We start from the raw sequence: 24,057 nt of genomic DNA on the forward strand, positions 1-24,057 counted from the left end.
GTCAGCGCAGCGGCGTGGCGGCGAAACTGCGCAGCTGAGCGCCGTCGGTAATGCCGACGATGCGGCCGACCTCCTTGTTGCCCTTGTAAGCGATGAGGGTGCTCTGCTTGGTGATGCCGAGCACCTTCTTCTCCGCCGTCTGGTTGTCATAGTCGAGCCGGAGGATAGTGAGGTTCTTGTAGGCCGGATCGGTCGAGAGCTTGTCGATCGTCGGAGCCTGCGCACGACAGGTCGGGCACCAGGGCGCGAAGGCATCGACCAGCACCGGTTTGCCCGCCGCCTGCGCAGCCTTGAGCGCGCCGAGGCTGAAAGGCTGGACCGGCTGTGCCTGAAGAGGCGCCGCGATAACAGCCAGCGCTGCAATGGGGAGGAATCGAACGAGGGACATGGATCTGCTTTCCTGTTGCGTGGAACCGTTACCGCTGGTTCGTTTCCGATGGCCGCATGGTTACGCGGGCCTCACAAGATGTTAGCGGCTACCAGCGCCGCCCGCCGCGTCCCTCCCGAAGGAAGACGAGGTCAGGTCGGCCGGGGCACGCGGACCGACAACGTCGGACGCCGATGGGGCGAGCCTGGGCTTGCCCGTCAAAGGCCAGCCATGGACCCCATCATGGTTCCCGCGACGGACACCGCGCCGATCACCAGCATCGCGACCAACGCAACGCCGGAGCCCAGAAACGGCAGCGCCGCGGAAAGAACGGGACGGTAGGATTGAGCGTACATAATCTGTCTCCAGTGCTTGAATGTCGATACCCAGAGATCCGCTCGCGAGGGCTGTACAGTTACAGATGCCCCCAAAAAGAGACCAAGCCGGCAACAAATAATCTGGTCGAGGCAAAGTCGCGACATGGCTCGTAACCGGGAAGGCGACACGATCGTATTGCCGTTGGATCTGGACCGGAGACGTTGATGAACAAGATCAAGACGGCTGATACCCTCGACGCGCCGGATCGTGGTCTTTTCCTTGTCGGCTTTGTCGCCGGAAGCGACGGCCCCTGGCGGATCGAGAGCATTTCCCCCGTGATCGGAGACAGTCTTCCGAAGGCCACGCACCTGAGCATCCGCGAGGCGGATACCACGATCACGGACGATGCGAGCTGGGTCTTGCGTGGCACCACCAGCAATGGACGCTATGTCCATCAAACCGAGCAGCAGCGGCTGCTGGACCGACAGGAAGGTCTCGGCCGCGATCGAGCTACGCGGGCGGCGCTGATCCCGATCCTCAAGGCGAAGGCGTGGTGGGACTTTGCACAGGACGAGCGCCGGCAGATATTCGAAGAGCAATCATCGCATATCGCCATCGGCATCGAGTACCTGCCCGCGATCGCTCGCCGCCTCTTCCACTGCAGGGACCTGGGTGGGCCGTTCGACTTCCTGACCTGGTTCGAATACGCGCCCGAGCACGTCACCGGCTTCGAAATGCTGGTGGAGCGGCTGCGCAGTACCAGGGAATGGACGTTCGTCGAGCGTGAAGTCGATATTCGCCTGATCCGGGAGTGATGGCACGCATCGTAAGGTGCACCATCGACGCCGTTTAGCGTTCGATGAAGACGCCCGGACGCTCGCGCGTATCGACGCGCAGTTCGAAGATATCGGGCCGGGAATAATGACCCGCCGTGTCGAGATAGAGCCTGCCTTCCGCGAGCCTATCGAGGTCGATCGCGGCATGTAGCGTCCTTGAATCGCCAGGTTCGGCGGCTGCGATCAGCGACGTATCGGGCGCGATCACAGCGCTGGCACCGGACTTGAGCAATTGGTGGTCGGAAGGGATCGATTCCAGCAGGCTTCGGGCAGCCTCCTCGCGCACGCCGAGGCTATCGAAGCCGTCCAGTACTTCATTGCGAGCAAGCACCGTCCCGGCCGCGGCGACAAAGCACTGCCCCTCGAAAGCATAGTGACGGCTGGCGAGCAAATGGAGTTCGGTGACGGCCGGCCACAACGCGAAATGGAGAACCTCACCCTCGTTGTGCCGCGCAGCGCGAGCCAGCGGCATCCAATGCTCCCAGCAGATGAGCGCGCCAAAGGGGCCGAAGTCACTTGGCCAGGGACGAAAATTGCTTCCGTCCGCGGCCGCCCAGACCAGGCGCTCATTGTGAGTGGGCATGATTTTTCGGTGGACATCCCGACCACCCTCCGGGGTGAGACGCAAGGCGGTGTTGAAGATGCTGGCGCCGCGACGTTCCTGGATACCCATCACGATCTCGACCGAGAGTTCAACCGCAAGGTCGGCTAGGCGTCCGATCTCGGGTCCGTCGAGCGTGGGACAGTTGGCATAGAGAAGCCGAAAGAGGATTTCGGCTGGACGATGACCCCACAGAGCGGAGCCCGGGGCCTCGTCCAACCAGACAGGATAGCCAGGTAGCCACGCCTCGGGGAAGACGATCAAGCTGGCGCCGTCTGCCTTGGCGGCGCGGACGAGTTGCTCAGCTTTTTCGACACTTGCCGCAAGATTGAGAAAAACCGGCGCCTGCTGAACGATCGCAATTGGGATACCAGCCATTTCTCACTCACCCTCCCTGCTATGTACAGCATCGCAACACGTCCGCGACCCTCACGCTGAACTCGCAATGCTTCTACGTTCGATGGGATGGCCCGGATCGTTACGAAGCAAACTCCTGCGTAACCGAATGGCGGGTCGCTTCGAATAGGTAACTGACTCGCGGCGTGGAGGCCCGTCGGTCGAGTGTTCGACGGAGCAATTCATGAATACCGAAATGTTGATTGCGGAGCTTGCCAGCGACCTGCACCCGGTGCCGGCCGGCAGTTCTCGTGCCCACCTGCGCAAGGGGCTGATCTCTGGTGCCGCCATCGCCGCTGCCGCGGTGGTGCTCTGGCCGTCTCTTGGGATTCGCCATGATCTTGGCGAGGCGATGTCGACTGGCATTTTCTGGGTGAAGCTACTCTATAGCGGCTCGCTGGTGTATCTGGGTTTCCAGGCGCTTGATCGTCTTAGCCGGCCGGACTCACGGCCGGTGCATTGGGCGAGGCTGTTCGCCGTTCCGCTCGTCATGCTCGCTGCCATCACCCTGCTCCGGCTGGGCGCAGCGCCAGCCGACAATGGCGAGGCATTCTGGATGGGGTCGAGTTGGGCGCAGTGCCCGCTCTATGTCGCCGGGCTTTCGGCGCCCGTGTTCTTCGGGCTGCTTTGGAGCCTTTCGCGACTGGCTCCGACCCAGCTTGGGGCGGCAGGCGCGGCCGCCGGGCTTGTCGCGGGCGGCGCGGCCGCCACGGTTTATGCGCTGCACTGCACCGAGAGTTCGCCCGGCTTCGTCCTTCTCTGGTACTCGTTGGGGCTCGGCGTAGCGTCACTGATCGGCGCGGCGATCGGTCGAAAAGTGCTCCGGTGGTGAAGCAAGGGGGCCGCCATGTGGGCGGCCTCCTGCCGGATGTGGAATTCATATCAACTTTGGGAGTGACACATGGGGAAGGTCTTCGCGCGTTCGATGCTCGCAGGATTGATGGCGGTTGCGGTCCTCTCGGGGCCTGCGTTGCATGCCAATGACGCCGCGAGGCAGACGGCTGCGGACCCGGCCCTCCGGAGTGCAATCGATGCCAAATTGCGCCCGGCCGGCGATCGCGCACGAGATCGCTTTCGGCATCCGTATGAAACGCTGCAATTCTGGGGCGTCAAACCGGGGCTGACGATCGTAGATCTCCAACCGGAGGGTGGATATTGGACGGAAATCCTTGCGCCCTATCTGGCGAAGGCCGGAGGCACCTATATCGCCGGCGTGGCCGATCTCGATGACCCCAAGGTTCCAGGCGGCCTCAAGGTCGATCGCCGGCGCTTCGAGACGAAGCATGCGGATGCCTCCATTTATGGCAATATCCGCTACGCCGCTTTTGGCGCAATTTCGGGGCCGCTCGCACCGCCGAATTCGGTCGATGTGATCATCTCGGCCCGAGAAATCCACAACTGGATCCATCTCGGCTTCAGTGACAAGGCGATGAGGGACATCTTCACCGCGCTGAAGCCAGGCGGATTTTTCGCTGTCGAGGAGCATCGCGCCGAACCGAAGACGGCCGAACTAACCGGGCCGGGCCAGTTCACCGGCTATGTCGCGACACAGACCGTCATCGACGCCGCGACGAAGGCCGGGTTTATTCTCGATGGTTCCTCTGAGATCAACGCCAATCCCAAGGACAGCAAGGACTATCCCTTCGGCGTCTGGACATTGCCGCCGGCGCGGTTGAGCGCGGGGCCGGGCCATCCGTTTCTGAGCGACAAGGAGCGCGCGCGCTATGACGCGATCGGCGAAAGCGACAGGATGACGTTGCGTTTTCGCAAGCCGGTCTGAGCCAGCAGATTTTCCGGGGGCATGTAACCCAAGCACCAGGCAGAACGAACCTGCCAGTGTGCCGGGCCGGACACTCCCCCCAATGGCCGACCCGGTACGCCGCTCAGGAGTATATTCGTGTCGAAAGAGACTATAGCGCCATTTCAGGGTTTTGGACTGGGTTTGCGCATCCCGCACTTCCAGAATTTTCTGAATGAGGCGGTTCCGGTCGATTTCGTCGAGATCATCTCCGAAAACTTCATGGTTGCCGGCGGGCGCCCGCTCCATGTGCTCGACCAGGTGCGCGAACGTTGGCCGGTCGCGATGCACGGCGTATCGATGTCGATCGGATCGGCGGATGGCGTCCGCCCCGACTATCTCGAGCGTTTGAAGACCCTCGCCGATCGTGTGGACCCGCTATGGGTCTCGGATCATCTGAGCTGGTCGCGGATCGAGCACGTCAATTCCCACGATCTGCTTCCGCTTCCATTCACCGAGGAGGCGCTCGACACGGTCTGCGCGAACATCCACCATGTGCAGGACGTCCTGGAACGTCCCCTGGTTCTCGAAAATCCGTCGACCTATCTGACCTTCGCCGATGATCAGATGCCGGAGTGGGCATTCCTCACTGAAATGACCCGTCGGACCGGCTGCTACCTGCTGCTCGACGTGAACAACATCTATGTCAGCGGCACCAACAACGGGTTCGACCCCTATGAGTATCTTGCGGGTGTCCCCGCGGACCGCGTCCGGCAAGTTCACCTCGCCGGTCACAGCCAGGGCCGCCATCGCTTGATCGATACCCATGACCAGCCAGTTCCCGATCTCGTCTGGGAGCTGTTCGGACGGATATATCCCCGCCTCGGGCCGGTCGCGACGATGATCGAGCGAGACGACAAGATCCCGCCGCTGGCGGACCTGCTGGCCGAGCTCGACATAGCGCGCGGAATCGCAACGCGCGTGGCGGAGGCGGCATGAGCCTGCTTGATCTGCAGCGTGGCTTCATCGGCTTCCTGCTCGACCAGCCGAGCGAGATTCCGGTTGCGGTCGACGGTGATGCGGGACCGGGTCTCGCTGTTTACCACAACGCCTATAGCGCGCAGCTCGTCGATTGCCTCAAGGACAGCTACGAGCGTCTCTGGGCGTGGCTCGGCGACGAACGGTTCGAGCAAGCCGCGCGCCACCACATCGCCCAGCATCCTCCCCATAGCTGGACGCTGCGTGATTATGGCGGGGGTTTTTCCGACACGATCAACGCGCTCTATCCTGGGGACATCGAGGTCGGTGAGATAGCTGCGCTCGATTGGGCTTTGCGCCGGGCGTTCGACGGTCCGAACGCGGTCGCCTTCGACCCCCAGCGCCTTTCCGATGTCGATTGGGAGGATGCCGTCATCGATTTCGTGCCGACACTCGACCTCCTGCCCGTCAAGACGAATTGCGGTGCCATCTGGAACGCGATCGCGGCCGGCGAGGACGTTCCTCCCGCCGAGATGCTACCCGAACCGGCATGGATCCGTGTGTGGCGCGTAGACTTGCAGCCGCATTTTGCGACCATCGAACAGACCGAGATGGGGGCGATTCAGCTCGCCGTGTCTGGCCTGAGCTTCGCGCGCCTGTGTGACCGCCTGGCCGAAGAGAACGGCCTCGAAAGCGCGGTAGAAGCTGCCGGGGGATATCTTGCCTCCTGGCTTCAGGACGGGCTGATCGCCAACATTCGATAAATCACCCGAACCGGTTGTCCACACCGCCGACCAAGGAGGCCAACATGATCCGTTTCTATTTTCACCCCACCCCCAATCCCGCCAAGGTCGCGCTGCTGCTCGAGGAAGCCGGGCTCGAATATGAGCTGGTTCCCGTGGACACGAGCAAGGGAGAGCAGCACCTTCCAGCCTATCTCGCTATCAACCCTAACGGCAAGGTTCCGGCGATCGTCGACACCGATGGGCCAGGCGGCAGGGAAGTCCGCGTGTTCGATTCGAACGCGATCCTGCTTTACCTGGCGGAAAAGGTGGGCAACTTCCTCGGTGACCCGGCGGACCGGGCCGAGTTGCTGTCCTGGCTGTTCTTCGTCTCCTCGGGTCTCGGGCCCTTCTCGGGGCAGGCCGTTCACTTCCAGCGCGCCGCGCCTTCGGGACTCGATTACGCCGTCAACCGCTACCGGCGCGAGGCGGACCGCCATTACGAAGTGCTGGACGTGCATCTCGCCGACCGCCGCTTCATCGTCGGTGAATATTACACGATCGTGGACATGGCGGCATGGGGTTGGATCGACCGGGCGCAGTTCGTCCTGCCGGGCGCCGAAAATCCCCTGGCGGCCTATCCCAACATCGAACGGTGGTTCGCCGACATCAATGCGCGGGTAGCTGCGGAACGTGCCCGCAAGGTGGGCACCGACCACGCGTTCAAGAGGGAGTTCGACGAGGAGACCAAGAGGGCTCTCTTCCCTTCTAACTACCCGAAGGAAGCGTGAGGAAGAGACAATGGATATCGAAGGCAAGCGCGTTCTGATTACAGGCGGCACAAGCGGCATCGGTCTCGCCACGGCACGGGCGCTTGCCGCTCGCGGCGCCCGATTGGTGGTGACTGGACGCCGGCGGAATGCGGTCGACGAGGCGGTGGCGTCGCTGCGCCTGGCGGGCGCCGAAGCAAGTGGCGTATCCGCGGACGTTTCGACCGAGGAGGGCCGCACTGCGACCCTCCTCGGCGCGACCCGCTCGCTCGGCGGCCTCGACATTTTGATCAACAATGCCGGCGCCGTGCGGGCCGGCCGTCTCACCGATATGCGTGAGGACGAGATCCGCACGATGGTCGAGGTCGATCTCGTCGCTCCGATCCTTCTCACGCGTGCGGCCTTGCCTGCCCTCAAGGATGGCGCTGGTGGCATGGTGGTGAACGTCACCTCCGCGATCGCGTTGATAGCCATGCCCTTCTATGCGACCTACGCGGCCGTGAAGGCTGGCCTTTCCAGCTTCAGCGAGTCCCTTCGCCGCGAACTCAACGGCGAGGGTGTCCGCGTTCTTACCGTCTATCCCAGCGGGACCGACACGCCGATGATGGCCACCAACAGAGCCGGTCCGGATGTCGGTTTCTCCTTGGAACCGGCGGAGCATGTGGCCGATGCCATCGTCGCCGGCATCGCGTCCGACGCGATTGAGGTGATCCGGGGAGGGCCGGAGCGTCAGGCCCTGATCGATCTCAACCGGAAAGACCCGCTGGCCGTCGATGCGCGCTTCCTGTCGATCAAATCGGCGTTCGAGGAGGGTGTGAAATCACACTCCGCGCTGTAGCCGGAAGTCAGTCTACCCCATTCGCGAAATGCAGTTTAGCCGTATCGAGGAAGGTTCGCACATTGGGCGAGCTTCGGCGGCTTGCCTGGAACACGAGGTTCACCGGCACCGGTGGCGGCTCAAGCTCGGCCAATACGGGCCTCAGCCGGCCTGCCGCGACGTCCTCGGCGACCTGGTAGGACAGCGTCCGGACGATACCCAATCCGGCGCGAGCGGCCGCGATCGCTGCGTCCGCGCTATTGACCGTGAGCCGCGGCGCGATGCGAATGGTGGGTTTACCGGTCGCGCCAAAGCGCCATTCGCTATTTGCGCCGGCGAGCTGGTCGAACGAGATCAGAACATGCTCGTGGAGTTCGGTTGCTGACTTGGGCTCTCCATGCTGTGCGAGATAGTCCGGACTTGCCGTGAGAACGCGGCGAACCTCTGCCACGCGTAACGCATGCAACGCGCTATCCGAGAGATCCGCGATGCGCACGGCGACATCGATTCCTTCCTCCGCGAGGCGGACAACGCGATCGATCAGCATCAGGCGGACGTCGAGCGCGGGAAAACGGCCGAGCAATTGCGTGACCACAGGCAGGATGTGCAACCGGCCAAACACAACGGGCGCCGTGACGACCAATGTCCCGCGCGGCTCGCTAGTCCTTCGCCGCAGCATTTCCGCGGCATCATCGAGGTCGGCAAGCGCAGCCCGGCAGCGTTCGAGATAGGCCGCCCCATCCTCCGTAAGGCGAACCGACCTGGTCGTTCGCATGAAGAGAGTTACGCCCAGTGCCGCCTCGAGGGCGGCGACTCCTCGCGTTGCCGCCGTGCCGGACACGTTGAGCGAACGCGCCGCCTCGGTGAAGCTGCCCTTATCAGCGACGGCGATGAAGGTTCGCAAGCTGTCGAGACGGTCCATCCACTCTTTCTCCTGCCGCAAGAAATGACGGCTTCTTGGCCTCGACTATCACAGAATCTTGCTCGCGCAATCTGCGCTGGAACGTCTCTCGACACGTATTCGGCAGGCGCTTGCCGAGGCCCTCGAAACCAGACGATTGGTTCTGTGCCGTCCGCAGGCGGCATCGGCTTGAACGCCGCTCAGATTTCCGCATCCTGCGCAATAATGATCTGCGGATGACGGCAATTATCATCGGCAACTCCTTGGAACAGTGTGCTGGAACACCAACTGGAGTCTCTATGCTATGAGCGATGCCGAAAGCCGCCCGCCGCTTCCGCCTTTCACGCGCGAGACTGCGATCACCAAGGTCCGAGCCGCAGAGGACGCCTGGAACAGCCGCGACCCCCAGCGGGTGGCGTTGGCCTATTCGCCCGACAGCATATGGCGGAACCGAGACCAGTTCCCCCGCGGCCGTGAAGAGATCCAGACCTTCCTCGCCGCCAAGTGGGAACGTGAACTTGACTACCGTCTCATTAAGGAGCTCTGGGCCTATGAGGGCAATCGGATCGCTGTGCGGTTTGCCTATGAATGGCGTGATTCTGAAGGACGCTGGTATCGCAGTTATGGCAATGAGAATTGGGAATTCGCCGATAATGGCCTGATGCAGCGCCGTTTCGCCAGCATCAACGATCTGCAGCTGTCGAGCGAAAATGACCGGCTATATCGTTGGCCGCTCGGTCGCCGGCCCGATGACCATCCATCTCTTAGCGGTCTCGGGCTATAGACAGCGGCCTTGCGCTCCTCGTTCGCAGTCCCGTTTGGCTGGTACCCTTCAGACTGTCGATTGGCGGCCGTCGCTTAAGCTCTGTCGCCTTGCTGCTGTCATCAATGACGGACCGCTTCGCGATTTTGTCCCAATGTCCGATCATCTTGAAATCCATCGGTTTAATGCACACGCCCCTCCGCGCACCACAGCTCCTGACCTGGGCCTAGGCGATGCCCTCTATCTCGCTTCCATTACCGACGCAGAACGCAGCTTCGCCGAAGCTTCTGGCGTCGAATCCCTCGGCCGTTTCGTCGCCTACGGTGTCGGCGCTGTGGAGCTCGGCTTTTTCGGCCTCGCGCCAGTGTCCGCGGTGCACGAGATACTGGAGCGGGCCGGGTGGACCATTTCCGACCTCGAGCGTGCGGAGATCAATCGGGCCAGGCGTGCGCAAAAGATCCCGACGCTAGCAGGCAATCCACTGGTCAAAGCGCCGAACGCGAGAACTCCGATGAACGTCCTGCTCGATGGCGTCGGTGAGCTGTTGGCAAGCATCGATCCCACCGGGGCAGGTATGCCGAAGATCGACCGGACACAATCCGCCGATCGGATTGCCGCGGTGCTATCTGCAATAGCCGAGGCGACACTGCTCCTGCGATAACGCGGTATCCTATCGCGACGATGTGGAACACAACAGGCGGCGGGAGGCAACGTCCCTATCGGGCAGCTCGCCGCGGTAAAAGGTCGGCCGCTGTGCTAATCGCGGGCCTTTGGATCAGACCCGCTCGACCGCGAGCGCCAGGCCCATGCCGACCCCGATGCACAGCGTGGCGAGGCCATATTTACCGCCGCTTTTCTCAAGTTGGTGGACGAGCGTCATCGCAAGCCGTGCGCCCGACATGCCCAGCGGATGACCGAGCGCGATCGCGCCGCCGTTCGCGTTGACGTGCGGCGCGTCGTCGGCAAGCCCGAGCGTGCGCATGACTGCGAGGCTTTGGCTGGCGAAAGCCTCGTTGAGTTCGATCGCGTCGAAGTCGCCGATCAAGAGACCGAGGCGCGCCATCAGCTTGCGTGTCGCGGGCACCGGGCCGATCCCCATGACACGTGGCGCGACACCGGCGGACGCCATGCCGAGGATGCGCGCGCGGGGTGTCAGCCCATGCGTCTTCGCCGTCGCCTCGCTGGCGATGATCATCGCCGCAGCACCATCGTTGATGCCCGATGCGTTGCCCGCAGTGACGGTCCCATCGGTGCCGAACAACGGCTTGAGCCGGCCGAGCGTCTCGATCGTCGTGTCGGCGCGGGGATGCTCGTCGATCGAGACCTCGGTCTTCTCGCCCTTCTTGCTGCCGGGCACCGCGACCGCGACGATTTCCTCGGCATGGAATCCATTCGCCTGCGCGATCGCCGCACGCTGCTGGCTGCGCCATGCGAAGCTATCCTGGTCGACGCGCGCGATACCATGGTCGGTGGCGACATTCTCGCCGGTGCGGGGCATGGTCTCGGTGCCGTAAAGCGCATCGAGTGCCGGGTTGACGAACCGCCAGCCCATCGTCGTATCCTCGAGCTTCTGCGCGCGGCCGAACGCCGTGTCGGACTTACCCATCACGAACGGCGCGCGCGTCATGCTCTCGACGCCGCCGGCGATGGCCAGCGCCATCTCGTCGTTGCGGATCGCCCGCGCCGCCTGGCCGACCGCCTCAAGCCCGGAGGCGCACAGCCGGTTGAGCGTCACGCCCGGCACAGCGCTGGGCAAACCGGCAAGCAGCAGGCTCATCCGCGCGACGTTGCGATTATCCTCGCCAGACTGATTGGCGCAGCCATAGAAGACCTCCTCGATCGCCGCCGGATCGAGTCCGCTGTTGCGCGCGAGCAGCGCCGCCATCGGCAGCGCGCCGAGATCGTCGGCACGGACCTTCGCGAGGATACCACCATAGCGGCCGATCGGCGTGCGGACGGCGTCGCAGATGAAGGCTTCGGTCATGATGTCGTTCCGTTTCTTCTGTTCAGCTGTTCATGCGGCGACGGCGGGAGTCGAGCGGGCGAGCGGCACGCCGACCAGCCGCTGCAACTCCCCAAAGCCCAGCCCTTCGACCATCTCGATGACGCCGGCACCGCCCGGCCCCACATCGAACACCGCGAGGTCGGTATAGACGCGCGAGACGCAGCCGAGCCCGGTCAACGGATAGGTGCAGGTCTCGACCAGCTTGCTCTCGCCCTGCTTGGTAAGCAGGTCCATCATCACGAAGGTCTGCTTGGCGCCGATGGCGAGGTCCATCGCGCCGCCGACCGCCGGAATCGCACCGGGCTCGCCGGTGTGCCAATTGGCGAGATCGCCGGCCACCGACACCTGGAAGGCGCCGAGCACGCAAATATCGAGATGGCCGCCGCGCATCATCGCGAAGCTGTCGGCATGGTGGAAATAGCAGCCGCCGGTCAGCAGCGTCACCGCCTGCTTGCCGGCATTGATCAGCTCCCAATCTTCTTCGCCGAGCGCGGGCGCGGGGCCCATGCCGAGCAGGCCATTCTCGCTCTGCAGAAAGATCTCCCGATCCGCCGGCAGATAATCGGCAACCTTGGTGGGCAGGCCGATGCCGAGGTTGACGTAGGCACCCTCCGGAATATCGCGGGCAACACGGGCGGCCATCTGGTCACGGGTCATGCGGTTCATTGGGCTGTCCGGATCAGGCGGCGTGGGCGACGGAGAGTGCGGCCGCGACGCGGACGACACGCTGGACGAAGATGCCCGGCGTCACCACGCTCTCGGGATCGAGCCCGCCCAGCGGCACGATCTCGCCGACCTGCACGATCGTCGTCTTGGCCGCCATCGCCATGATCGGACCGAAATTGCGGGCCGTCTTTCGATAGACGAGATTGCCCCAGCGATCGCCCTTGTGCGCCTTGATCAGCGCGAAGTCGGCATGGATCGGATATTCGAGCACATGCTGTTCGCCGTTGATCTCACGGGTTTCCTTACCCTCGGCGAGCAGCGTGCCGTAGCCGGTGGGCGTGTAGATCGCACCCAGGCCGGCGCCCGCCGCCTGGATGCGCGCGGCGAGATTGCCCTGCGGAACCAGCTCGAGTTCGATCTGGCCTGCTCGATAGGCGGCGTCGAAATGATGCGAGTCGGATTGGCGGGGGAAGGAGCAGATGACCTTGCGGACGCGACCTTCGCGGATCAGTGCGGCGAGGCCCTGTTCGCCGTTGCCTGCATTGTTGTTGATGATGGTGAGGTCGCCAGCGGCGCGGGCGATCAGCGCGTCAATGAGTTCGACCGGCATGCCCGCGGTGCCGAAGCCACCGATCATCACCGACGCGCCGTCGCAGATATCCGCTATGGCCGCTTCGACGTCGGTTACCACCTTGTCGATCATTCTCCGCTCTCCAACCTAGATTTTTATGACCCTGCTGCTCTCCCAGCCGACACTTTACGTCAATCGGTAAACGACTTATCGTCCGATAATCGATTACTGGAGGATGACGTGCAGGAGGCATCGCTGCAGGCGGACGGGGATCCGGAGTTCATGACCTCGCTAGCGCGCGGGCTCGCCGTGTTGCGCTGTTTCGGCGATGAAGAGCGGCCGATGACGATTGCTCAGGCAAGCCGGCTGACCGGGCTGAGCCGCCCGGCGGTCAAGCGGTGCCTGCATACGCTCGTCCGGCTGGGCTATGCGTCGCAACAGGGCGCAGACTATGCGCTCCGCCCCAAAGTTCTGGCGCTGGGCTATGCCTATCTCTCGTCGAGCACATTGGCGATGCGCGCGCAGCCGCTGCTCGACCAGCTGCGCGACGAGCTGCACGAATCCTGCTCGCTTGGCGTGATCGAGGAGGACGAGGTCTATTATGTCGCACGCGCCGAGGTCTCGCGGATCATCTCGATCTCGCTTCGTGCCGGCAGCCGATTGCCCCTCTACTGTACATCGATGGGACGCGTGCTGATGGCGGGGCAAGACAAGGCTGCGCAGGCGGCCTATCTGCGTCGCACCACGCTGCTCGCCCGCACCGCGAACACCGAAGACGATCCGGCGGCGCTGCTGGCACTTTTCGATCATGTTGCAGACGAGGGCTATGCCATCGTCGATCAGGAACTGGAGGTTGGACTTCGATCGATCGCGGTGCCGGTAACCGGGCCGCGCGGCGTCGTGGCCGCGATCAACATCGGGACTCAGGCGGCGCGCGTGACGCCCACGGAGCTGCGCACCCGCTTCCTTCCCCCGCTTCGGCGCGTCGCACGCGAACTGAGCGCCATGGGCTTCGCAGCGCCGAGGGTCTAGCGGCGGCCCAGACGATCGGGACGCATTCGCTCAGCACGTCCATTTCCGATTAAAGTCGTTGATCCGGAATCGATCGATCAGCGCGTCGATGAACAGGCGTGTCTTGGCGGGCATGTAGGTTCGCGTCTGGAAGGCGATGTTCATCGTGAGGCGCGGAAGGTCCCAATCATCGAGGATGGAGACGAGCCGCCCGGCCTCCAGTTCGTCATAGACGATATATTTGGGCTGCACGACGATGCCCATGTCATGAAGGGCGGAGCGCACGACGACTTGGCCGTCATTCGCAGAGATGAAAGGCTTGATTGTGATGATCTTTGTCTCCAACTCGCGGGACAAGGCCAGTTCATTGGGATGGACCGCGTAATTATAGACGAGGATTTTGTGATCGGTCAGATCCTCGGGCGTTTCCGGAACGCCGTTCGCCAAGAGATAGGCGGGCGACGCGGCGAGCACGCGACGGGTCTCGGCAAGCTTCCGGATCGTCAGGTTGCTGTCGGCTTCGAACTCGCGGGTGCGGATCGCCAGATCGACGCTGTTGTCGACAATATCGTAATAGCGATTTGCCACCACGACATCGACCGTGATTTCAGGATAGCGGCGCGTGAACTCTGTCAGCAATGGCTCGATGTGCAGCAGGCAGAAAGACAGCGACGCCGTCACGCGCAACAGGCCGGTCGGCTCGACGACGAAGTCGCGCACCGCCGCCTCCGCCTCGCGAATTTCCGCCAGGCCCGCGCGCGCGCGCCGCAGGAATTCGTTGCCAGCCTCGGTCAGCGAAAGCCGGCGCGTGGTCCGTTGGACAAGCCGGGCACCAAGGCGGCTTTCGAGCGCCTGCAGATAGCGGCTCGCCGCCGAGATCGATAGTTCGAGCTGCTCGGCAGCCCTGCTGATGCTGCCAGATTCGGCAACCGCGACAAACAGCTCGATCTGCCTAAAATGGTTCAGGTGATTTTCCCACAGAACGCAAAAGACTTTTCCATTCCTGATCTTCTCTCTCGATGCGGTCAAGCCTACCTGTCTCCCAACGACGGCGATCGATCATCGAACAAACACAGCTTTTGAGGATGTCCGTGGCCAATTCCCCGACCGTCGATCTCGGCTATTTTGACGAGTCTCGCTCCGCCGACGTAGTCAACGCGCGCATGGCAGGCCCGGGAAACGAGCGGCTGCGCGTCGTGATTGGCGCGATCGTGCGGCATCTCCATGCCGCGGTGAACGAGATCGAGCCGACCCATGAGGAGTGGCTGGCAGCGATCCAGTTCCTGACCGATACCGGGCATATGTGCACTGATTGGCGGCAGGAGTTCATCCTACTCTCCGACATCCTCGGCGTCACGATGCTGGTCGATGCGATCAATCACCGCAGGCCGTCGGGGGCGACGCCCAACACGATCCTGGGCCCATTCTATGTCGCGGGAGCGCCCGAATATCCCAATGGCGGCAATATAAATCTCGACGGCAAGGGTGAGCCGACGCTGATCGTCGGCCGTGTGTCCGACGTCGACGGCAACCCGGTTGCCGGTGCGCGTCTGGACGTCTGGCAGACCAGCAACGACGGCTATTACGACGTCCAGCAGCCCGACGAGCAGCCCGCCTTCAATCATCGCGGCGTGTTCCAGTCCGATGAGGATGGCCGCTACTGGTTCAAGACGGTCAAGCCGCGCTTCTACCCGATCCCCGACGATGGCCCGGTCGGCAAGCTGTTGCGCGACATCGGCCGGCACCCCAACCGCGCCGCGCATCTCCATTTCATCGTGACCGCGCCCGGCTACGAGCAGGTGATCACGCATATCTTCACGCCCGATTGTCCCTATCTGCGCGAAGACACGGTGTTCGGTGTCAAGGCTGATCTTGTCGCGCGCTTTCAGCCCCTCGAAGATCCCGAAATGGCCCGGGTCCACGATATGCCGTCGCCGTCATTGGTCGTCGAATGGGATTTCGTGCTCGCCAAGATCGCGACGTCCGACTCGCCCGACCCCGTTCTCCAATCTGCTGCACGCTGACGAAAGGCGCATCATGACACGCAAGGATATCGAGCTCTGCGCCTCTTATTGGACCGTTGCGGGCAATACCTTTCCCGGCGACCGCAGCGAGGTAAGTCCGTTCGCCTTGCGTGATCGGGTCGAGGTCTCCGGCCGCGTCGGCTGGCGCGGCATGGGGTTCGTCTATGACGATATCGCCGCCAACATCGAACAGCTCGGCATCGACACGGTGCGCAGCCTGTTCGCGGACAACGGCATCCGCCACGTCGAACTCGAATTCCTCGTCGACTGGCATCTCGACGGCGCGCAGCGCGTCGCCTCCGACGCCATGTTCAACGGGATGCTCGACATCGCCGCGAAGCTCGACGTCGGCAAGATCAAGCTTGGCGCCGGCCTGTTCGAGGAGGACGAACCCGATCTTCCCCGGATGCGCGAAGCGATCGCCAAACTCGGCAAGCGGGCCGCGCCGCTCGGCATCGATATCGCCGTCGAATTCCTTCCCTTCGCGAGCATCAATTCGATCGCGCGCTGCGTCGCGTTGACCGAGAATCTCGGCGTCGACAATGTCGGTGTGCTCGTCGACACGTGGCACGTTCAGCGCGGCGGCATGCAGGCCGACGAGATCCGCACGATCCCGCCGCATCTGCTCAAGGCCGTCGAGCTCGACGATGCCGGTCCCGATGTGATCGAAAGCCTGTTCAACGATTCGACGCATCACCGCCGTCTGTGCGGCGAGGGCGCGATCGATATCGCCGCCCAGATCCAGGCGCTGCTCGACATCGGCTATGACAGCTATTGGGGCGTCGAGGTCATCTCGGCCGAGCATCGCAAGCTGCCGCTTGAGGAGGCTGCGCAGCGCGCGTTCGACACCACGATGGCGCAATTCGACAAGGTGACCTTTCCCGAGACCGCCGCGGCGGCCTGATCGCCGGCCGAGTATCTATCGGGGTCGTGTGACCCGCCCCCCTTTGTCAGGAGTTTCCATGCTCGGAATTGCAGTTCTCGGCGCTGGCCGTATCGGTAAGATTCATGCGCGCAACGTCACGGCGCACCCGAAAGCCAAGCTGATCGCCGTCGCGGACCCGATCGCCGACGCGGTCAATCCGCTCGCCAAGGAATTGGGCGCCGAGGCACTATTGGATCCGTTCGCCGCGATCGCGCATCCCGATGTGCAGGCGATCGTCATCGGCACGCCGACCGATACGCACGCCCCGCTGATGCTGCGTGCGGTCGAACTCGGCAAAGCCGTGCTCTGCGAGAAGCCCGTCGATTCGACGCTGGCCAAGAGCCAGGCGGTCGTCGACAAGATCGCCAAGCACGACGCCAAGGTGATGATGGCGTTCAACCGCCGCTTCGAGACCAGCTTCGCCGAGATCCGGCGCGCGATCGAGGCCGGCGAGATAGGCGACGTCCGCCAGGTCATTATCTCGAGCCGCGATCCCGGCATGCCCCCGCCGGCCTACGTTGCGGCCTCGGGCGGCATCTTCCGCGACATGACGATCCACGATCTCGACATGGCGCGCTTCCTGCTCGGCGAGGAGCCGGTCGAGGTGAGCGCGATTGCCAGCCGGATCGTCGATGCCGAGTTGACCGGCAAGCATGAAGACTATGACACCGTCATGATCAACATGAAGACCGCCAGCGGCAAGCAATGCCACATCAATAATTGCCGCGAGGCGGTCTATGGCTACGATCAGCGCGTCGAAGTTTTCGGCTCGACAGGAATGTTGTTGCAGGACAATTTGCGGCCCACCACGGTGCGCCGCTGGTCTGCCGACGTGACCGAGGCGCGCGAGCCGCTGCTCAACTTCTTCCTGCAGCGTTACGAGCAAGCCTATGCCGCCGAACTCGACGCGTTCCTGACCGCATTGGTCGACGGCACGCCGCTGCCCACCAGTGTCGACGATGGCCTGCTCGCGCTCAAGCTTGCCGAGGCCGCGCTCGAGTCCGTGAAGACCGGCCGCACCGTCAAGCTCTGACCCCAAAACCCAGAGACGGATACGAAACCATGACCTACGCACTCGGCGATACGAAGCAGATCGGCATAGCCTGCCTGGGTATCACCCATCCGCACACATCGGGTCGGGTGAAGGCGTTCCAGCGTGCGGTCAACGTCCGCTTGATGGGCGCCTATGACGACAGTCCGCTGCTCGAACCCTTCGTCGAGGCGCTCGGTCTCGGGGCGCGGACCAAGGAGGATATCCTCGCCGATCCTGACGTCCATGCCGTCCTGGTCCACCCCAAAAGCTATCTGATGGCGGATTGGGCGATCGAGGCGCTCGAAGCCGGCAAGGCGGTGCTGTGCGAGAAGCCCGCCGGGCGCGGTTCGCACGATACCGCACGCATTGTCGACGCGGTCGAAAAGACCGGCGGACTGTTCCAGGTCGGCTATTGCTGGCGCTACGCGCCTTCGGTCGACAAGATGCAGGAGGTCCTCCAGTCGGGCAGGCTCGGCAAGGTGCTGCAGGTCCGCGCGCATGCCGGCTGCTCGCATGACGAGGCCGGCACCAGCCATATGAAGCAGCCGGGTGACATCGGCGGCGCCTTCTACGTCATCGGCTGCCACACGATCGACCGCATCCTGCTGCATTTCGGCATGCCCAACAGCGTCAACGCGCGGATCACGAAGTTTCCGGGTGCGATGGACGAGACCGCGCGTGAGGACGCGGTCGGCGCGATCCTCAATTACGACGACAAGATCGTCACGATCGACTTCATGTCGTGGGACCCACTCCCCTGGACCGAGAATTGGGATCTCACCGCCTATGGCACCGAAGGTGTGATGCACTCGCGGCCGCTGCCCGCCTCGTACAAGATCTACGACAGCGGCAAGAACGGTCATGCCGAAGGCTGGTCCGAGTGGAACGAGACCAGCTTCCCTGAGGTCTGGGCGGTCCGCAAGACGGTCTATTCGCCCGAACTCGCCGAGATCGGCAATCCGGTCTATTTCGATCGAGAGGCGACGCGCTTTCTCGAGGCGCTGCGGACCGGCAGCCCCTCGAACGTGCCCGCGAGCCAGGCGCACAACATCAATCGGATCCTCGAAGCCTTCTTCGCCTCCTCGGCGAAACAGGGCGCGGAGATCGTCCTGACGCCCTGACCACGCGGCGCCGACCGCCGATCACCAACCGAACGAAAACAAGAAGGGGAGGCCAAGATCATGATGACATTCGACCGACGATCCTGCCTCGGTATGGCGTCGCTTGCGCTGCTCGCCCCTTTCGCTGCGGGCTGCGCGCGGCGGCCGAAATCGCCCAAAGGCACGATCGGCATCACGCTGACCAGCAAGACCGAGGCGCGATGGGTCTCCGACGGCAACAATATGGTCCGTGCGCTGACTAGGATGGGGTACGATGTCGATCTGCAATATGCGCAGTACGACGTGCCGATCCAGCTCTCGCAGGTCGAGAACCTGACCGCGAAGGGCGTGCGGGCGCTGGTGATCGCGGCGATTGATGGCACGACGATGGCGAGTGCGCTCAAGACGGCGCGCGAGCAGAACATCAAGGTGATCTCCTACGATCGCCTGATCCGGGACACCGGCAACGTCGATTATTACGTCACCTTCGACAATCGCCAGACCGGCGTGCTGCAGGGCAAGGACATCGTCGACAAGCTCGGCCTCGCCAACGGCAAGGGGCCGTTCAATCTAGAGATCTTCGCAGGCTCGCTCGACGATAACAATGCGCATGTCGTCTATGGCGGCGTGATGTCGCAGCTGCAGAGCTACATCGCCGGCGGCAAGCTCAAGATCCGCAGCGGTCAAGCGACGCTCAACCAGACAGCGACGCCCAATTGGGACGGCTCGCTGGCTCAGGCGCGGATGGATAATCTACTCAGCGCCTTCTACTCGCACGACCATCTCGACGCGGTGCTGGCGATGAACGATTCGATCGCGACCGGCGTGATCTCTTCGCTCAAGAGCGTCGGCTACGGCGCGGCCGGCAATGCGATGCCCGTCGTGACGGGACAGGACGCCGAGGTGCCCAACGTCAAGTCGATCGCGCGCGGCGACCAGACCTCGTCGATCTTCAAGGATACGCGCGCGCTGGCGCAGGCGGCGGCCGAAATGGTCGATGCCGCGCTCAATGGCCGCCCGGTCGCGGTCAACGACACGCATTCCTACGACAACGGGGTCAAGATCGTGCCCACCCAGCTGCTCCAGCCCGTGCTGGTCGATCGTGGCAACTGGCAGAGGATCCTGGTCGAGCAGGACAAATTCTACACCACGGCGCAGATCCTGGGATGAGGAGCGGAGCATCATGTCGCAGACCGTAATCGCTCGCCGCCCCGCCGAGGCGGAGCGGACCGGTGCCGAGGTCATCCTCCAGATGACCGGCATCGCCAAGAATTTTGGCCCCGTCCAGGCGCTTCGCCAGGTCGACCTCACCGTCCGCCGCGGCGAGATCCACGCGGTCTGCGGCGAGAATGGCGCCGGCAAGTCGACGCTGATGAACATCCTGAGCGGCGTCTACCCGCATGGTGGCCACAGCGGCACGATCAGCTTCGGCGGTGAGGAGCGGCATTTCCACGGACTGCGCGACAGCGAGCGCGCCGGGATCAGCATCATCCATCAGGAACTGGCGCTCGTTCCGCTGCTGTCGATCACCGAAAACCTCTTCCTGGGCAACGAACGCGCCAGCCGCGGCGTCATCGACTGGGAAGCTGCGCACGAGGAGGCGCGCGGCCTGCTCGCCCGCGTCGGCCTGACCGACGCGCCGCAAACGCCGGTCGGCGATCTCGGCATTGGGAAGCAGCAGTTGGTCGAGATCGCAAAGGCGCTCGCCAAGGACGTCCGCCTGCTCATCCTCGACGAGCCGACGGCCAGCCTCAACGAGACCGACAGCGACCGGCTGCTCCAGCTGATGGGGGGGCTCAAGGAGCGCGGCGTCACCTCAATCATTATCTCGCACAAATTGAACGAGATCCGCCGCGTCGCCGACACGGTGACGGTGATCCGCGACGGGGCGACCGTCGACGTGCTCGATTGTGGCGATGGTGAGATCGAGGAAGACCGCATAGTCTCGGCGATGGTCGGCCGCGAACTGTCGGATCGCTATCCCAAGCGGACGGCCAAGATCGGCAGGGGCGGTTTCGAGGTGCGTGGCTGGCGTGTCGTCGATCCGCAGCATCATGGCCGCGAAGTCGTCCGCAATGTCAGCCTCACCGCGCGGCGCGGCGAGATCGTCGGGATCTCCGGCCTGATGGGGGCAGGACGCACCGAATTCGCGCTCAGCCTGTTCGGCCGGCTCCACGGCAAGCAGGTCGCCGGCACGGCGACGCTCGACGGACAGGCGATCGATACCTCGACCGTCACGCGCGCGATCGGCAGCGGGCTCGCCTACGTCACCGAGGATCGCAAGGGCGCAGGTCTCGTGCTCGGCGAGAGCATCGCGCGCAACACGGTGCTGGCCGATCTCGAAAGGGTATCGCGGTGGGGCTTCGTGGTCGACGCCTACAAGGTGTTCGATACCGCGTCCGACTATTGCAAGAAAATGCGCACGCGCTGTCACGACGTGCTGCAGAAGGTCGGCACGCTATCGGGCGGCAACCAGCAGAAGGTGGTGCTGAGCAAATGGCTCTTCACCGATCCCGAAGTGCTGATCCTCGATGAGCCGACGCGCGGCATAGATGTCGGCGCCAAATATGAAATCTACAAGATCATCAACGACTTCGCCGATTCCGGCAAATGCGTGATCATGATCTCTTCCGAAATGCCCGAATTGCTGGGCACGTGCGACCGGATCTACGTGATGAATGAGGGCCGCTTCGTCGGCGAATTCAGCGCCGAGGCTGCGTCGCAGGAAGCGATCATGCGCGCGATCCAGAAAAACCAGCCGCTCGGCGCCTGAGGGGAGGAAATATCATGGCCACCACCTATTCCACGCCGGTCGAACCCAAACCAGGCGGACCGACGCTCGGCGCCCTCTGGCGCAGCTTCGGCGATTACGGCCTGCTGCTGTCGCTTGTCGTCATCACCGCCTTCTTCCAATATGCGACCGGCGGCGTGCTGCTCCAGCCGCTCAACATCACCAATCTGCTGCTCCAGAACAGCTATGTCGTGATCATGGCGCTCGGCATGTTGATGGTGATCGTCTGCGGCCATATCGATCTGTCGGTCGGCTCGATCGCGGGTTGCATCGGTGCGCTGGCGGGCGCGCTGATGGTGTCACGCGGCTGGGGCGTCTTCCCGGCGACGATCGCCTGCCTGGCTGGCGGCGCGGTGGCGGGCGCGGCGCAAGGCTATTGGGTCGCCTATTGGCGCATGCCTTCCTTCATCGTGACGCTGGCGGGGATGCTCGTCTTCCGCGGCATCACGATCGCGATCTCGGATGGCGCATCTGTCGGCCCCTTCCCGGAGTCGTTCAGCGCGGTCGCCTCGGGCTTCCTGCCCGATCCTTTCTCGATGGACGGCCTCCATCTGCTGTCACTGATCATCGGTGTCCTGGTCGCGCTCGCTTTCCTCGCGATCGAGATCCGCTCGCGCACCCGCTCGCAATCGCGCCAGGCCGCGGTCGCCTCGCTGCCGGTATTCGCCGCCAAGAACGGCGCGGTCACGCTGCTGTTGCTGGCCTTCTGCTATGTGCTGGCGAGCTATCGCGGCATTCCAACGGTCGTCGCGATCATGGGAGTGCTGATCGCCGCCTATACCTTCCTGATGAATCGGACCGTCCTTGGCAGGCGTCTCTACGCGGTCGGCGGCAATCTGAAGGCGGCACGCCTGTCAGGCGTCAACACCTCGCGGATCACCTTCATCACATTCATCAATATGGGGGTGCTCGCCGCGGTCGCGGGTCTGATCTTCGCGGCACGGCTCAACAGCGCGACGCCGCGGGCCGGCACCGGCTTCGAGCTCGACGTCATCGCGGCCGTGTTCATCGGCGGCGCCTCTGCGACCGGTGGCGCAGGCAAGGTGCTCGGTGTGGTGATCGGCGCCTTCATCATGGGCGTGCTCAACAACGGCATGTCGATCATCGGCCTCGGCGTCGACTATCAGCAAATGATCAAGGGCCTCGTTCTGCTCGCGGCCGTGTTCATCGATATTTATCAGAAGAACAAGGACTGAGCGGGGCCACACTGCGTCCTTGTCGAATAGGGAGTATTCCTGTGATCAAGCACATCGTTATGTGGAACGTGCGCGGCGAGACGCCGGAGGAAAAGAACGAAACCGCGGAGCTCATCAAATCGCGTTTCGAGGTGATGGCAGCCTCGATCCCGGGGCTCGCAAAGCTCGAGGTCGGGCTCGACCACAGCCGGATCGGCTATGCCTGCGATATGGTGCTCTACACCGAATTCGAGAGTCAGGACGCGCTCGACGCCTATGCGACGCATCCCGAGCATCTGCGCGTGCGCGATGAGCTGATCGGCGCACGCACCGGCCGTTTCCAGGTCGACTACGTGTCGAGCGCGGCCTGAGCGTGGGCGTCCTGGACTTCACCTATGTCGCGCAGCCCGCGCGCGTGGTTTTCGCCAAGGGTAGCTTGGCGACTATCGCGGACGAGGTTGAGGCGCTGGGATGCCGGCGCGCGCTGGTGCTGTGCACGCCGCCTCAGCGCGAGCAGGCGCAGCGCGTCGCGGATCTGCTGGGCGAGCGCAGCGCGGGCCTCTATGACCAGGCCGTGATGCACGTGCCGATCGAGGTCGCACGGGCCGCGCGCGCGCATGCAGAAAGCGTCAATGCCGATTGCGCGGTCGCGGTCGGCGGCGGCTCGACGATCGGGCTGGGCAAGGCCATTGCGCTAGAATCGGGCCTGCCCATCATCGCCGTCCCGACGACCTATGCCGGCTCGGAGATGACGCCGATCTATGGCATCACCGAAGCTGGCATCAAGAAGACGGGCAAGGACATGCGCGTCCTGCCGCGCACCGTCATTTACGATCCCGATCTGACCGCGACCTTGCCGCTCGGCCTGACGGTGGTCAGCGGCATCAACGCGATCGCGCACGCCGCCGAAGGGCTTTATGCGCGTGACGGCAATCCGGTGATGGGGCTGATCGCCGAAGAAGGCATCCGCGCGCTCGCCGACGGTCTCAAGCGTCTCGCAGCCGATGCCGACGACGAGGCGCGATCGGATTGCCTTTATGGTGCGTGGCTGTGCGGTACGGTGCTCGGTCATGTCGGCATGGCGTTGCACCATAAGCTCTGCCACACGCTCGGCGGCAGCTTCAACCTGCCGCATGCCGAAACGCACGCGATCGTGCTACCCCACGCGCTCGCCTACAACGCTCCGGCCGTGCCCGATGCGATGGCGCGGATAGCGAGAGCGCTCGGAACCGACGATGCGGCATCCGGGCTCTTCGAGCTGGCTCGGTCGCTGGGCGCTCCGACCGCGCTCAGGGATATCGGGATGCGGGAGAGCGACATTGATCGCGCCTGCGAGATCGCGCTCGCCAATCCCTATTGGAACCCGCGGCCGCTCGAGGCTGGCCCACTGAAAGCGCTCTTCCACCGCGCATGGGAGGGCGCACCTCCGGAGGCCTGATCGGCCCTCGACACGGTTCAAAGCCGCAAAAGACACAACCGCCGGGACAGATGTCGCGGCGGAATGGGCAGCTGCATGCCCCAAATATGAGACCGGAGAGCGAGGCACTGC

At 63.6% G+C, this 24,057-nt stretch carries 27 protein-coding genes; 19 read left to right on the top strand and 8 right to left on the bottom strand.

Going from position 1 to position 24,057, the window contains the following annotated elements; genetic code table 11:
* Position 1 precedes the first annotated feature (1 nt).
* Positions 2-388 carry a thioredoxin family protein gene (locus ACODRZ_RS14145; RefSeq protein ID WP_159832057.1) on the bottom strand — a complete coding sequence of 129 codons (387 nt, stop codon included), beginning with the start codon at positions 386-388 and terminating at the stop codon, positions 2-4.
* A gap of 197 nt (positions 389-585) precedes the next feature.
* The gene (locus ACODRZ_RS14150) at positions 586-723 is read right to left on the bottom strand and encodes a hypothetical protein (RefSeq protein ID WP_159832058.1); all 138 of its coding nucleotides are present in this window, start codon (positions 721-723) and stop codon (positions 586-588) included.
* A 186-nt stretch (positions 724-909) separates the two neighbouring features.
* On the opposite strand from ACODRZ_RS14150, the gene ACODRZ_RS14155 reads away from it, so the two are divergent.
* Positions 910-1,500, top strand: coding sequence for a chlorite dismutase family protein (locus tag ACODRZ_RS14155; RefSeq protein WP_159832059.1), 591 nt, complete (start codon positions 910-912; stop codon positions 1,498-1,500).
* A gap of 34 nt (positions 1,501-1,534) precedes the next feature.
* On the opposite strand, the gene ACODRZ_RS14160 is transcribed toward ACODRZ_RS14155, so the two are convergent.
* Positions 1,535-2,500 (bottom strand): carbon-nitrogen hydrolase family protein, encoded by a 966-nt coding sequence (locus tag ACODRZ_RS14160; protein WP_159832060.1) that lies wholly within the window; start codon positions 2,498-2,500, stop codon positions 1,535-1,537.
* A gap of 202 nt (positions 2,501-2,702) precedes the next feature.
* Here ACODRZ_RS14160 and ACODRZ_RS14165 point away from each other — a divergent pair, with 202 nt between their 5' ends.
* The 6 genes from ACODRZ_RS14165 (at position 2,703) to ACODRZ_RS14190 (ending at position 7,564) form a co-directional block, all read left to right on the top strand.
* A complete protein-coding gene (locus ACODRZ_RS14165) occupies positions 2,703-3,350 on the top strand; it encodes an NrsF family protein (protein WP_488971402.1) in 648 nt (215 codons plus the stop codon).
* Between the two features lie 69 nt (positions 3,351-3,419).
* Positions 3,420-4,298 (top strand): class I SAM-dependent methyltransferase, encoded by an 879-nt coding sequence (locus tag ACODRZ_RS14170; RefSeq protein ID WP_159832062.1) that lies wholly within the window; start codon positions 3,420-3,422, stop codon positions 4,296-4,298.
* 117 nt (positions 4,299-4,415) lie between these two features.
* Positions 4,416-5,255 (top strand): MNIO family bufferin maturase, encoded by an 840-nt coding sequence (gene bufB, locus ACODRZ_RS14175; RefSeq protein ID WP_159832063.1) that lies wholly within the window; start codon positions 4,416-4,418, stop codon positions 5,253-5,255.
* Positions 5,252-5,998 (top strand): HvfC/BufC N-terminal domain-containing protein, encoded by a 747-nt coding sequence (locus ACODRZ_RS14180; RefSeq protein WP_159832064.1) that lies wholly within the window; start codon positions 5,252-5,254, stop codon positions 5,996-5,998. Before bufB ends, ACODRZ_RS14180 begins: the two co-directional genes overlap by 4 nt.
* A 44-nt stretch (positions 5,999-6,042) precedes the next feature.
* Entirely contained in the window at positions 6,043-6,747 is a 705-nt protein-coding gene (locus tag ACODRZ_RS14185; protein ID WP_159832065.1) for a glutathione S-transferase family protein, read from the top strand.
* A 10-nt stretch (positions 6,748-6,757) separates the two neighbouring features.
* Positions 6,758-7,564 (top strand): SDR family NAD(P)-dependent oxidoreductase, encoded by an 807-nt coding sequence (locus ACODRZ_RS14190; RefSeq protein WP_159832066.1) that lies wholly within the window; start codon positions 6,758-6,760, stop codon positions 7,562-7,564.
* A 7-nt stretch (positions 7,565-7,571) separates the two neighbouring features.
* On the opposite strand, the gene ACODRZ_RS14195 is transcribed toward ACODRZ_RS14190, so the two are convergent.
* Positions 7,572-8,465: a LysR family transcriptional regulator gene (locus tag ACODRZ_RS14195; protein ID WP_488971401.1), complete on the bottom strand. Its 894-nt coding sequence runs from the start codon at positions 8,463-8,465 to the stop codon at positions 7,572-7,574.
* 283 nt (positions 8,466-8,748) lie between these two features.
* On the opposite strand from ACODRZ_RS14195, the gene ACODRZ_RS14200 reads away from it, so the two are divergent.
* Together ACODRZ_RS14200 and ACODRZ_RS14205 are read left to right on the top strand one after the other, a co-directional pair.
* On the top strand, positions 8,749-9,228 hold the full coding sequence (locus ACODRZ_RS14200) for a nuclear transport factor 2 family protein (RefSeq protein ID WP_488971400.1): 480 nt from the start codon (positions 8,749-8,751) through the stop codon (positions 9,226-9,228).
* A gap of 133 nt (positions 9,229-9,361) precedes the next feature.
* Positions 9,362-9,868, top strand: a complete 507-nt coding sequence (locus ACODRZ_RS14205; protein ID WP_488971399.1) for a hypothetical protein — start codon at positions 9,362-9,364, stop codon at positions 9,866-9,868.
* 114 nt (positions 9,869-9,982) lie between these two features.
* On the opposite strand, the gene pcaF is transcribed toward ACODRZ_RS14205, so the two are convergent.
* The 3 genes from pcaF to ACODRZ_RS14220 are packed head-to-tail and all read right to left on the bottom strand — an operon-like array spanning position 9,983 to position 12,581.
* Complete coding sequence (gene pcaF, locus ACODRZ_RS14210) at positions 9,983-11,191, bottom strand: 3-oxoadipyl-CoA thiolase (protein ID WP_488971398.1); 1,209 nt, start codon at positions 11,189-11,191, stop codon at positions 9,983-9,985.
* Positions 11,192-11,221: 30 nt separating this feature from the next.
* The gene (locus ACODRZ_RS14215) at positions 11,222-11,878 is read right to left on the bottom strand and encodes a 3-oxoacid CoA-transferase subunit B (RefSeq protein WP_488971397.1); all 657 of its coding nucleotides are present in this window, start codon (positions 11,876-11,878) and stop codon (positions 11,222-11,224) included.
* Positions 11,879-11,891: 13 nt separating this feature from the next.
* Positions 11,892-12,581, bottom strand: a complete 690-nt coding sequence (locus tag ACODRZ_RS14220; protein ID WP_488971396.1) for a 3-oxoacid CoA-transferase subunit A — start codon at positions 12,579-12,581, stop codon at positions 11,892-11,894.
* 108 nt (positions 12,582-12,689) lie between these two features.
* Between ACODRZ_RS14220 and ACODRZ_RS14225 the strand changes: the two genes are divergently transcribed.
* Entirely contained in the window at positions 12,690-13,481 is a 792-nt protein-coding gene (locus ACODRZ_RS14225; protein ID WP_488971395.1) for an IclR family transcriptional regulator domain-containing protein, read from the top strand.
* 30 nt (positions 13,482-13,511) lie between these two features.
* Here the strand turns inward: ACODRZ_RS14225 and ACODRZ_RS14230 are convergent, their stop codons facing one another.
* A complete protein-coding gene (locus ACODRZ_RS14230; RefSeq protein ID WP_488971394.1) occupies positions 13,512-14,489 on the bottom strand; it encodes a LysR family transcriptional regulator in 978 nt (325 codons plus the stop codon).
* A 56-nt stretch (positions 14,490-14,545) separates the two neighbouring features.
* On the opposite strand from ACODRZ_RS14230, the gene ACODRZ_RS14235 reads away from it, so the two are divergent.
* The 9 genes from ACODRZ_RS14235 to ACODRZ_RS14275 are packed head-to-tail and all read left to right on the top strand — an operon-like array spanning position 14,546 to position 23,946.
* Complete coding sequence (locus tag ACODRZ_RS14235) at positions 14,546-15,484, top strand: intradiol ring-cleavage dioxygenase (protein ID WP_488971393.1); 939 nt, start codon at positions 14,546-14,548, stop codon at positions 15,482-15,484.
* Between the two features lie 13 nt (positions 15,485-15,497).
* Positions 15,498-16,388: a sugar phosphate isomerase/epimerase family protein gene (locus ACODRZ_RS14240; protein ID WP_488971392.1), complete on the top strand. Its 891-nt coding sequence runs from the start codon at positions 15,498-15,500 to the stop codon at positions 16,386-16,388.
* 58 nt (positions 16,389-16,446) lie between these two features.
* Positions 16,447-17,442 (top strand): inositol 2-dehydrogenase, encoded by a 996-nt coding sequence (gene iolG, locus ACODRZ_RS14245; RefSeq protein ID WP_488971391.1) that lies wholly within the window; start codon positions 16,447-16,449, stop codon positions 17,440-17,442.
* Positions 17,443-17,471: 29 nt separating this feature from the next.
* Positions 17,472-18,563: a Gfo/Idh/MocA family protein gene (locus tag ACODRZ_RS14250; RefSeq protein WP_488971390.1), complete on the top strand. Its 1,092-nt coding sequence runs from the start codon at positions 17,472-17,474 to the stop codon at positions 18,561-18,563.
* Positions 18,564-18,623: 60 nt separating this feature from the next.
* Complete coding sequence (locus ACODRZ_RS14255; protein WP_488971389.1) at positions 18,624-19,712, top strand: substrate-binding domain-containing protein; 1,089 nt, start codon at positions 18,624-18,626, stop codon at positions 19,710-19,712.
* Between the two features lie 13 nt (positions 19,713-19,725).
* Entirely contained in the window at positions 19,726-21,315 is a 1,590-nt protein-coding gene (locus ACODRZ_RS14260) for an ATP-binding cassette domain-containing protein (RefSeq protein WP_488971388.1), read from the top strand.
* A gap of 14 nt (positions 21,316-21,329) precedes the next feature.
* Positions 21,330-22,529, top strand: coding sequence for a multiple monosaccharide ABC transporter permease (gene mmsB, locus ACODRZ_RS14265; RefSeq protein WP_488971387.1), 1,200 nt, complete (start codon positions 21,330-21,332; stop codon positions 22,527-22,529).
* Positions 22,530-22,570: 41 nt separating this feature from the next.
* On the top strand, positions 22,571-22,879 hold the full coding sequence (locus ACODRZ_RS14270) for a Dabb family protein (RefSeq protein WP_488971386.1): 309 nt from the start codon (positions 22,571-22,573) through the stop codon (positions 22,877-22,879).
* Positions 22,880-22,881: 2 nt separating this feature from the next.
* Positions 22,882-23,946 carry a maleylacetate reductase gene (locus tag ACODRZ_RS14275; protein ID WP_488971385.1) on the top strand — a complete coding sequence of 355 codons (1,065 nt, stop codon included), beginning with the start codon at positions 22,882-22,884 and terminating at the stop codon, positions 23,944-23,946.
* The last annotated feature ends 111 nt before the right edge of the window (positions 23,947-24,057 follow it).

It is taken from the genome of Novosphingobium sp. FG90, from assembly GCF_057808725.1.

Coding starts and splice junctions, on each gene's coding strand:
- ACODRZ_RS14145 (WP_159832057.1), bottom strand. CDS start 388: ATGTCCCTCGTTCGATTCCTCCCCATTGCAGCGCTGGCTGTTATCGCG.
- ACODRZ_RS14150 (WP_159832058.1), bottom strand. CDS start 723: ATGTACGCTCAATCCTACCGTCCCGTTCTTTCCGCGGCGCTGCCGTTT.
- ACODRZ_RS14155 (WP_159832059.1), top strand. CDS start 910: ATGAACAAGATCAAGACGGCTGATACCCTCGACGCGCCGGATCGTGGT.
- ACODRZ_RS14160 (WP_159832060.1), bottom strand. CDS start 2,500: ATGGCTGGTATCCCAATTGCGATCGTTCAGCAGGCGCCGGTTTTTCTC.
- ACODRZ_RS14165 (WP_488971402.1), top strand. CDS start 2,703: ATGAATACCGAAATGTTGATTGCGGAGCTTGCCAGCGACCTGCACCCG.
- ACODRZ_RS14170 (WP_159832062.1), top strand. CDS start 3,420: ATGGGGAAGGTCTTCGCGCGTTCGATGCTCGCAGGATTGATGGCGGTT.
- ACODRZ_RS14180 (WP_159832064.1), top strand. CDS start 5,252: ATGAGCCTGCTTGATCTGCAGCGTGGCTTCATCGGCTTCCTGCTCGAC.
- ACODRZ_RS14185 (WP_159832065.1), top strand. CDS start 6,043: ATGATCCGTTTCTATTTTCACCCCACCCCCAATCCCGCCAAGGTCGCG.
- ACODRZ_RS14190 (WP_159832066.1), top strand. CDS start 6,758: ATGGATATCGAAGGCAAGCGCGTTCTGATTACAGGCGGCACAAGCGGC.
- ACODRZ_RS14195 (WP_488971401.1), bottom strand. CDS start 8,465: ATGGACCGTCTCGACAGCTTGCGAACCTTCATCGCCGTCGCTGATAAG.
- ACODRZ_RS14200 (WP_488971400.1), top strand. CDS start 8,749: ATGAGCGATGCCGAAAGCCGCCCGCCGCTTCCGCCTTTCACGCGCGAG.
- ACODRZ_RS14205 (WP_488971399.1), top strand. CDS start 9,362: ATGTCCGATCATCTTGAAATCCATCGGTTTAATGCACACGCCCCTCCG.
- pcaF (WP_488971398.1), bottom strand. CDS start 11,191: ATGACCGAAGCCTTCATCTGCGACGCCGTCCGCACGCCGATCGGCCGC.
- ACODRZ_RS14215 (WP_488971397.1), bottom strand. CDS start 11,878: ATGAACCGCATGACCCGTGACCAGATGGCCGCCCGTGTTGCCCGCGAT.
- ACODRZ_RS14220 (WP_488971396.1), bottom strand. CDS start 12,581: ATGATCGACAAGGTGGTAACCGACGTCGAAGCGGCCATAGCGGATATC.
- ACODRZ_RS14235 (WP_488971393.1), top strand. CDS start 14,546: ATGTCCGTGGCCAATTCCCCGACCGTCGATCTCGGCTATTTTGACGAG.
- ACODRZ_RS14240 (WP_488971392.1), top strand. CDS start 15,498: ATGACACGCAAGGATATCGAGCTCTGCGCCTCTTATTGGACCGTTGCG.
- iolG (WP_488971391.1), top strand. CDS start 16,447: ATGCTCGGAATTGCAGTTCTCGGCGCTGGCCGTATCGGTAAGATTCAT.
- ACODRZ_RS14250 (WP_488971390.1), top strand. CDS start 17,472: ATGACCTACGCACTCGGCGATACGAAGCAGATCGGCATAGCCTGCCTG.
- ACODRZ_RS14255 (WP_488971389.1), top strand. CDS start 18,624: ATGATGACATTCGACCGACGATCCTGCCTCGGTATGGCGTCGCTTGCG.
- ACODRZ_RS14260 (WP_488971388.1), top strand. CDS start 19,726: ATGTCGCAGACCGTAATCGCTCGCCGCCCCGCCGAGGCGGAGCGGACC.
- mmsB (WP_488971387.1), top strand. CDS start 21,330: ATGGCCACCACCTATTCCACGCCGGTCGAACCCAAACCAGGCGGACCG.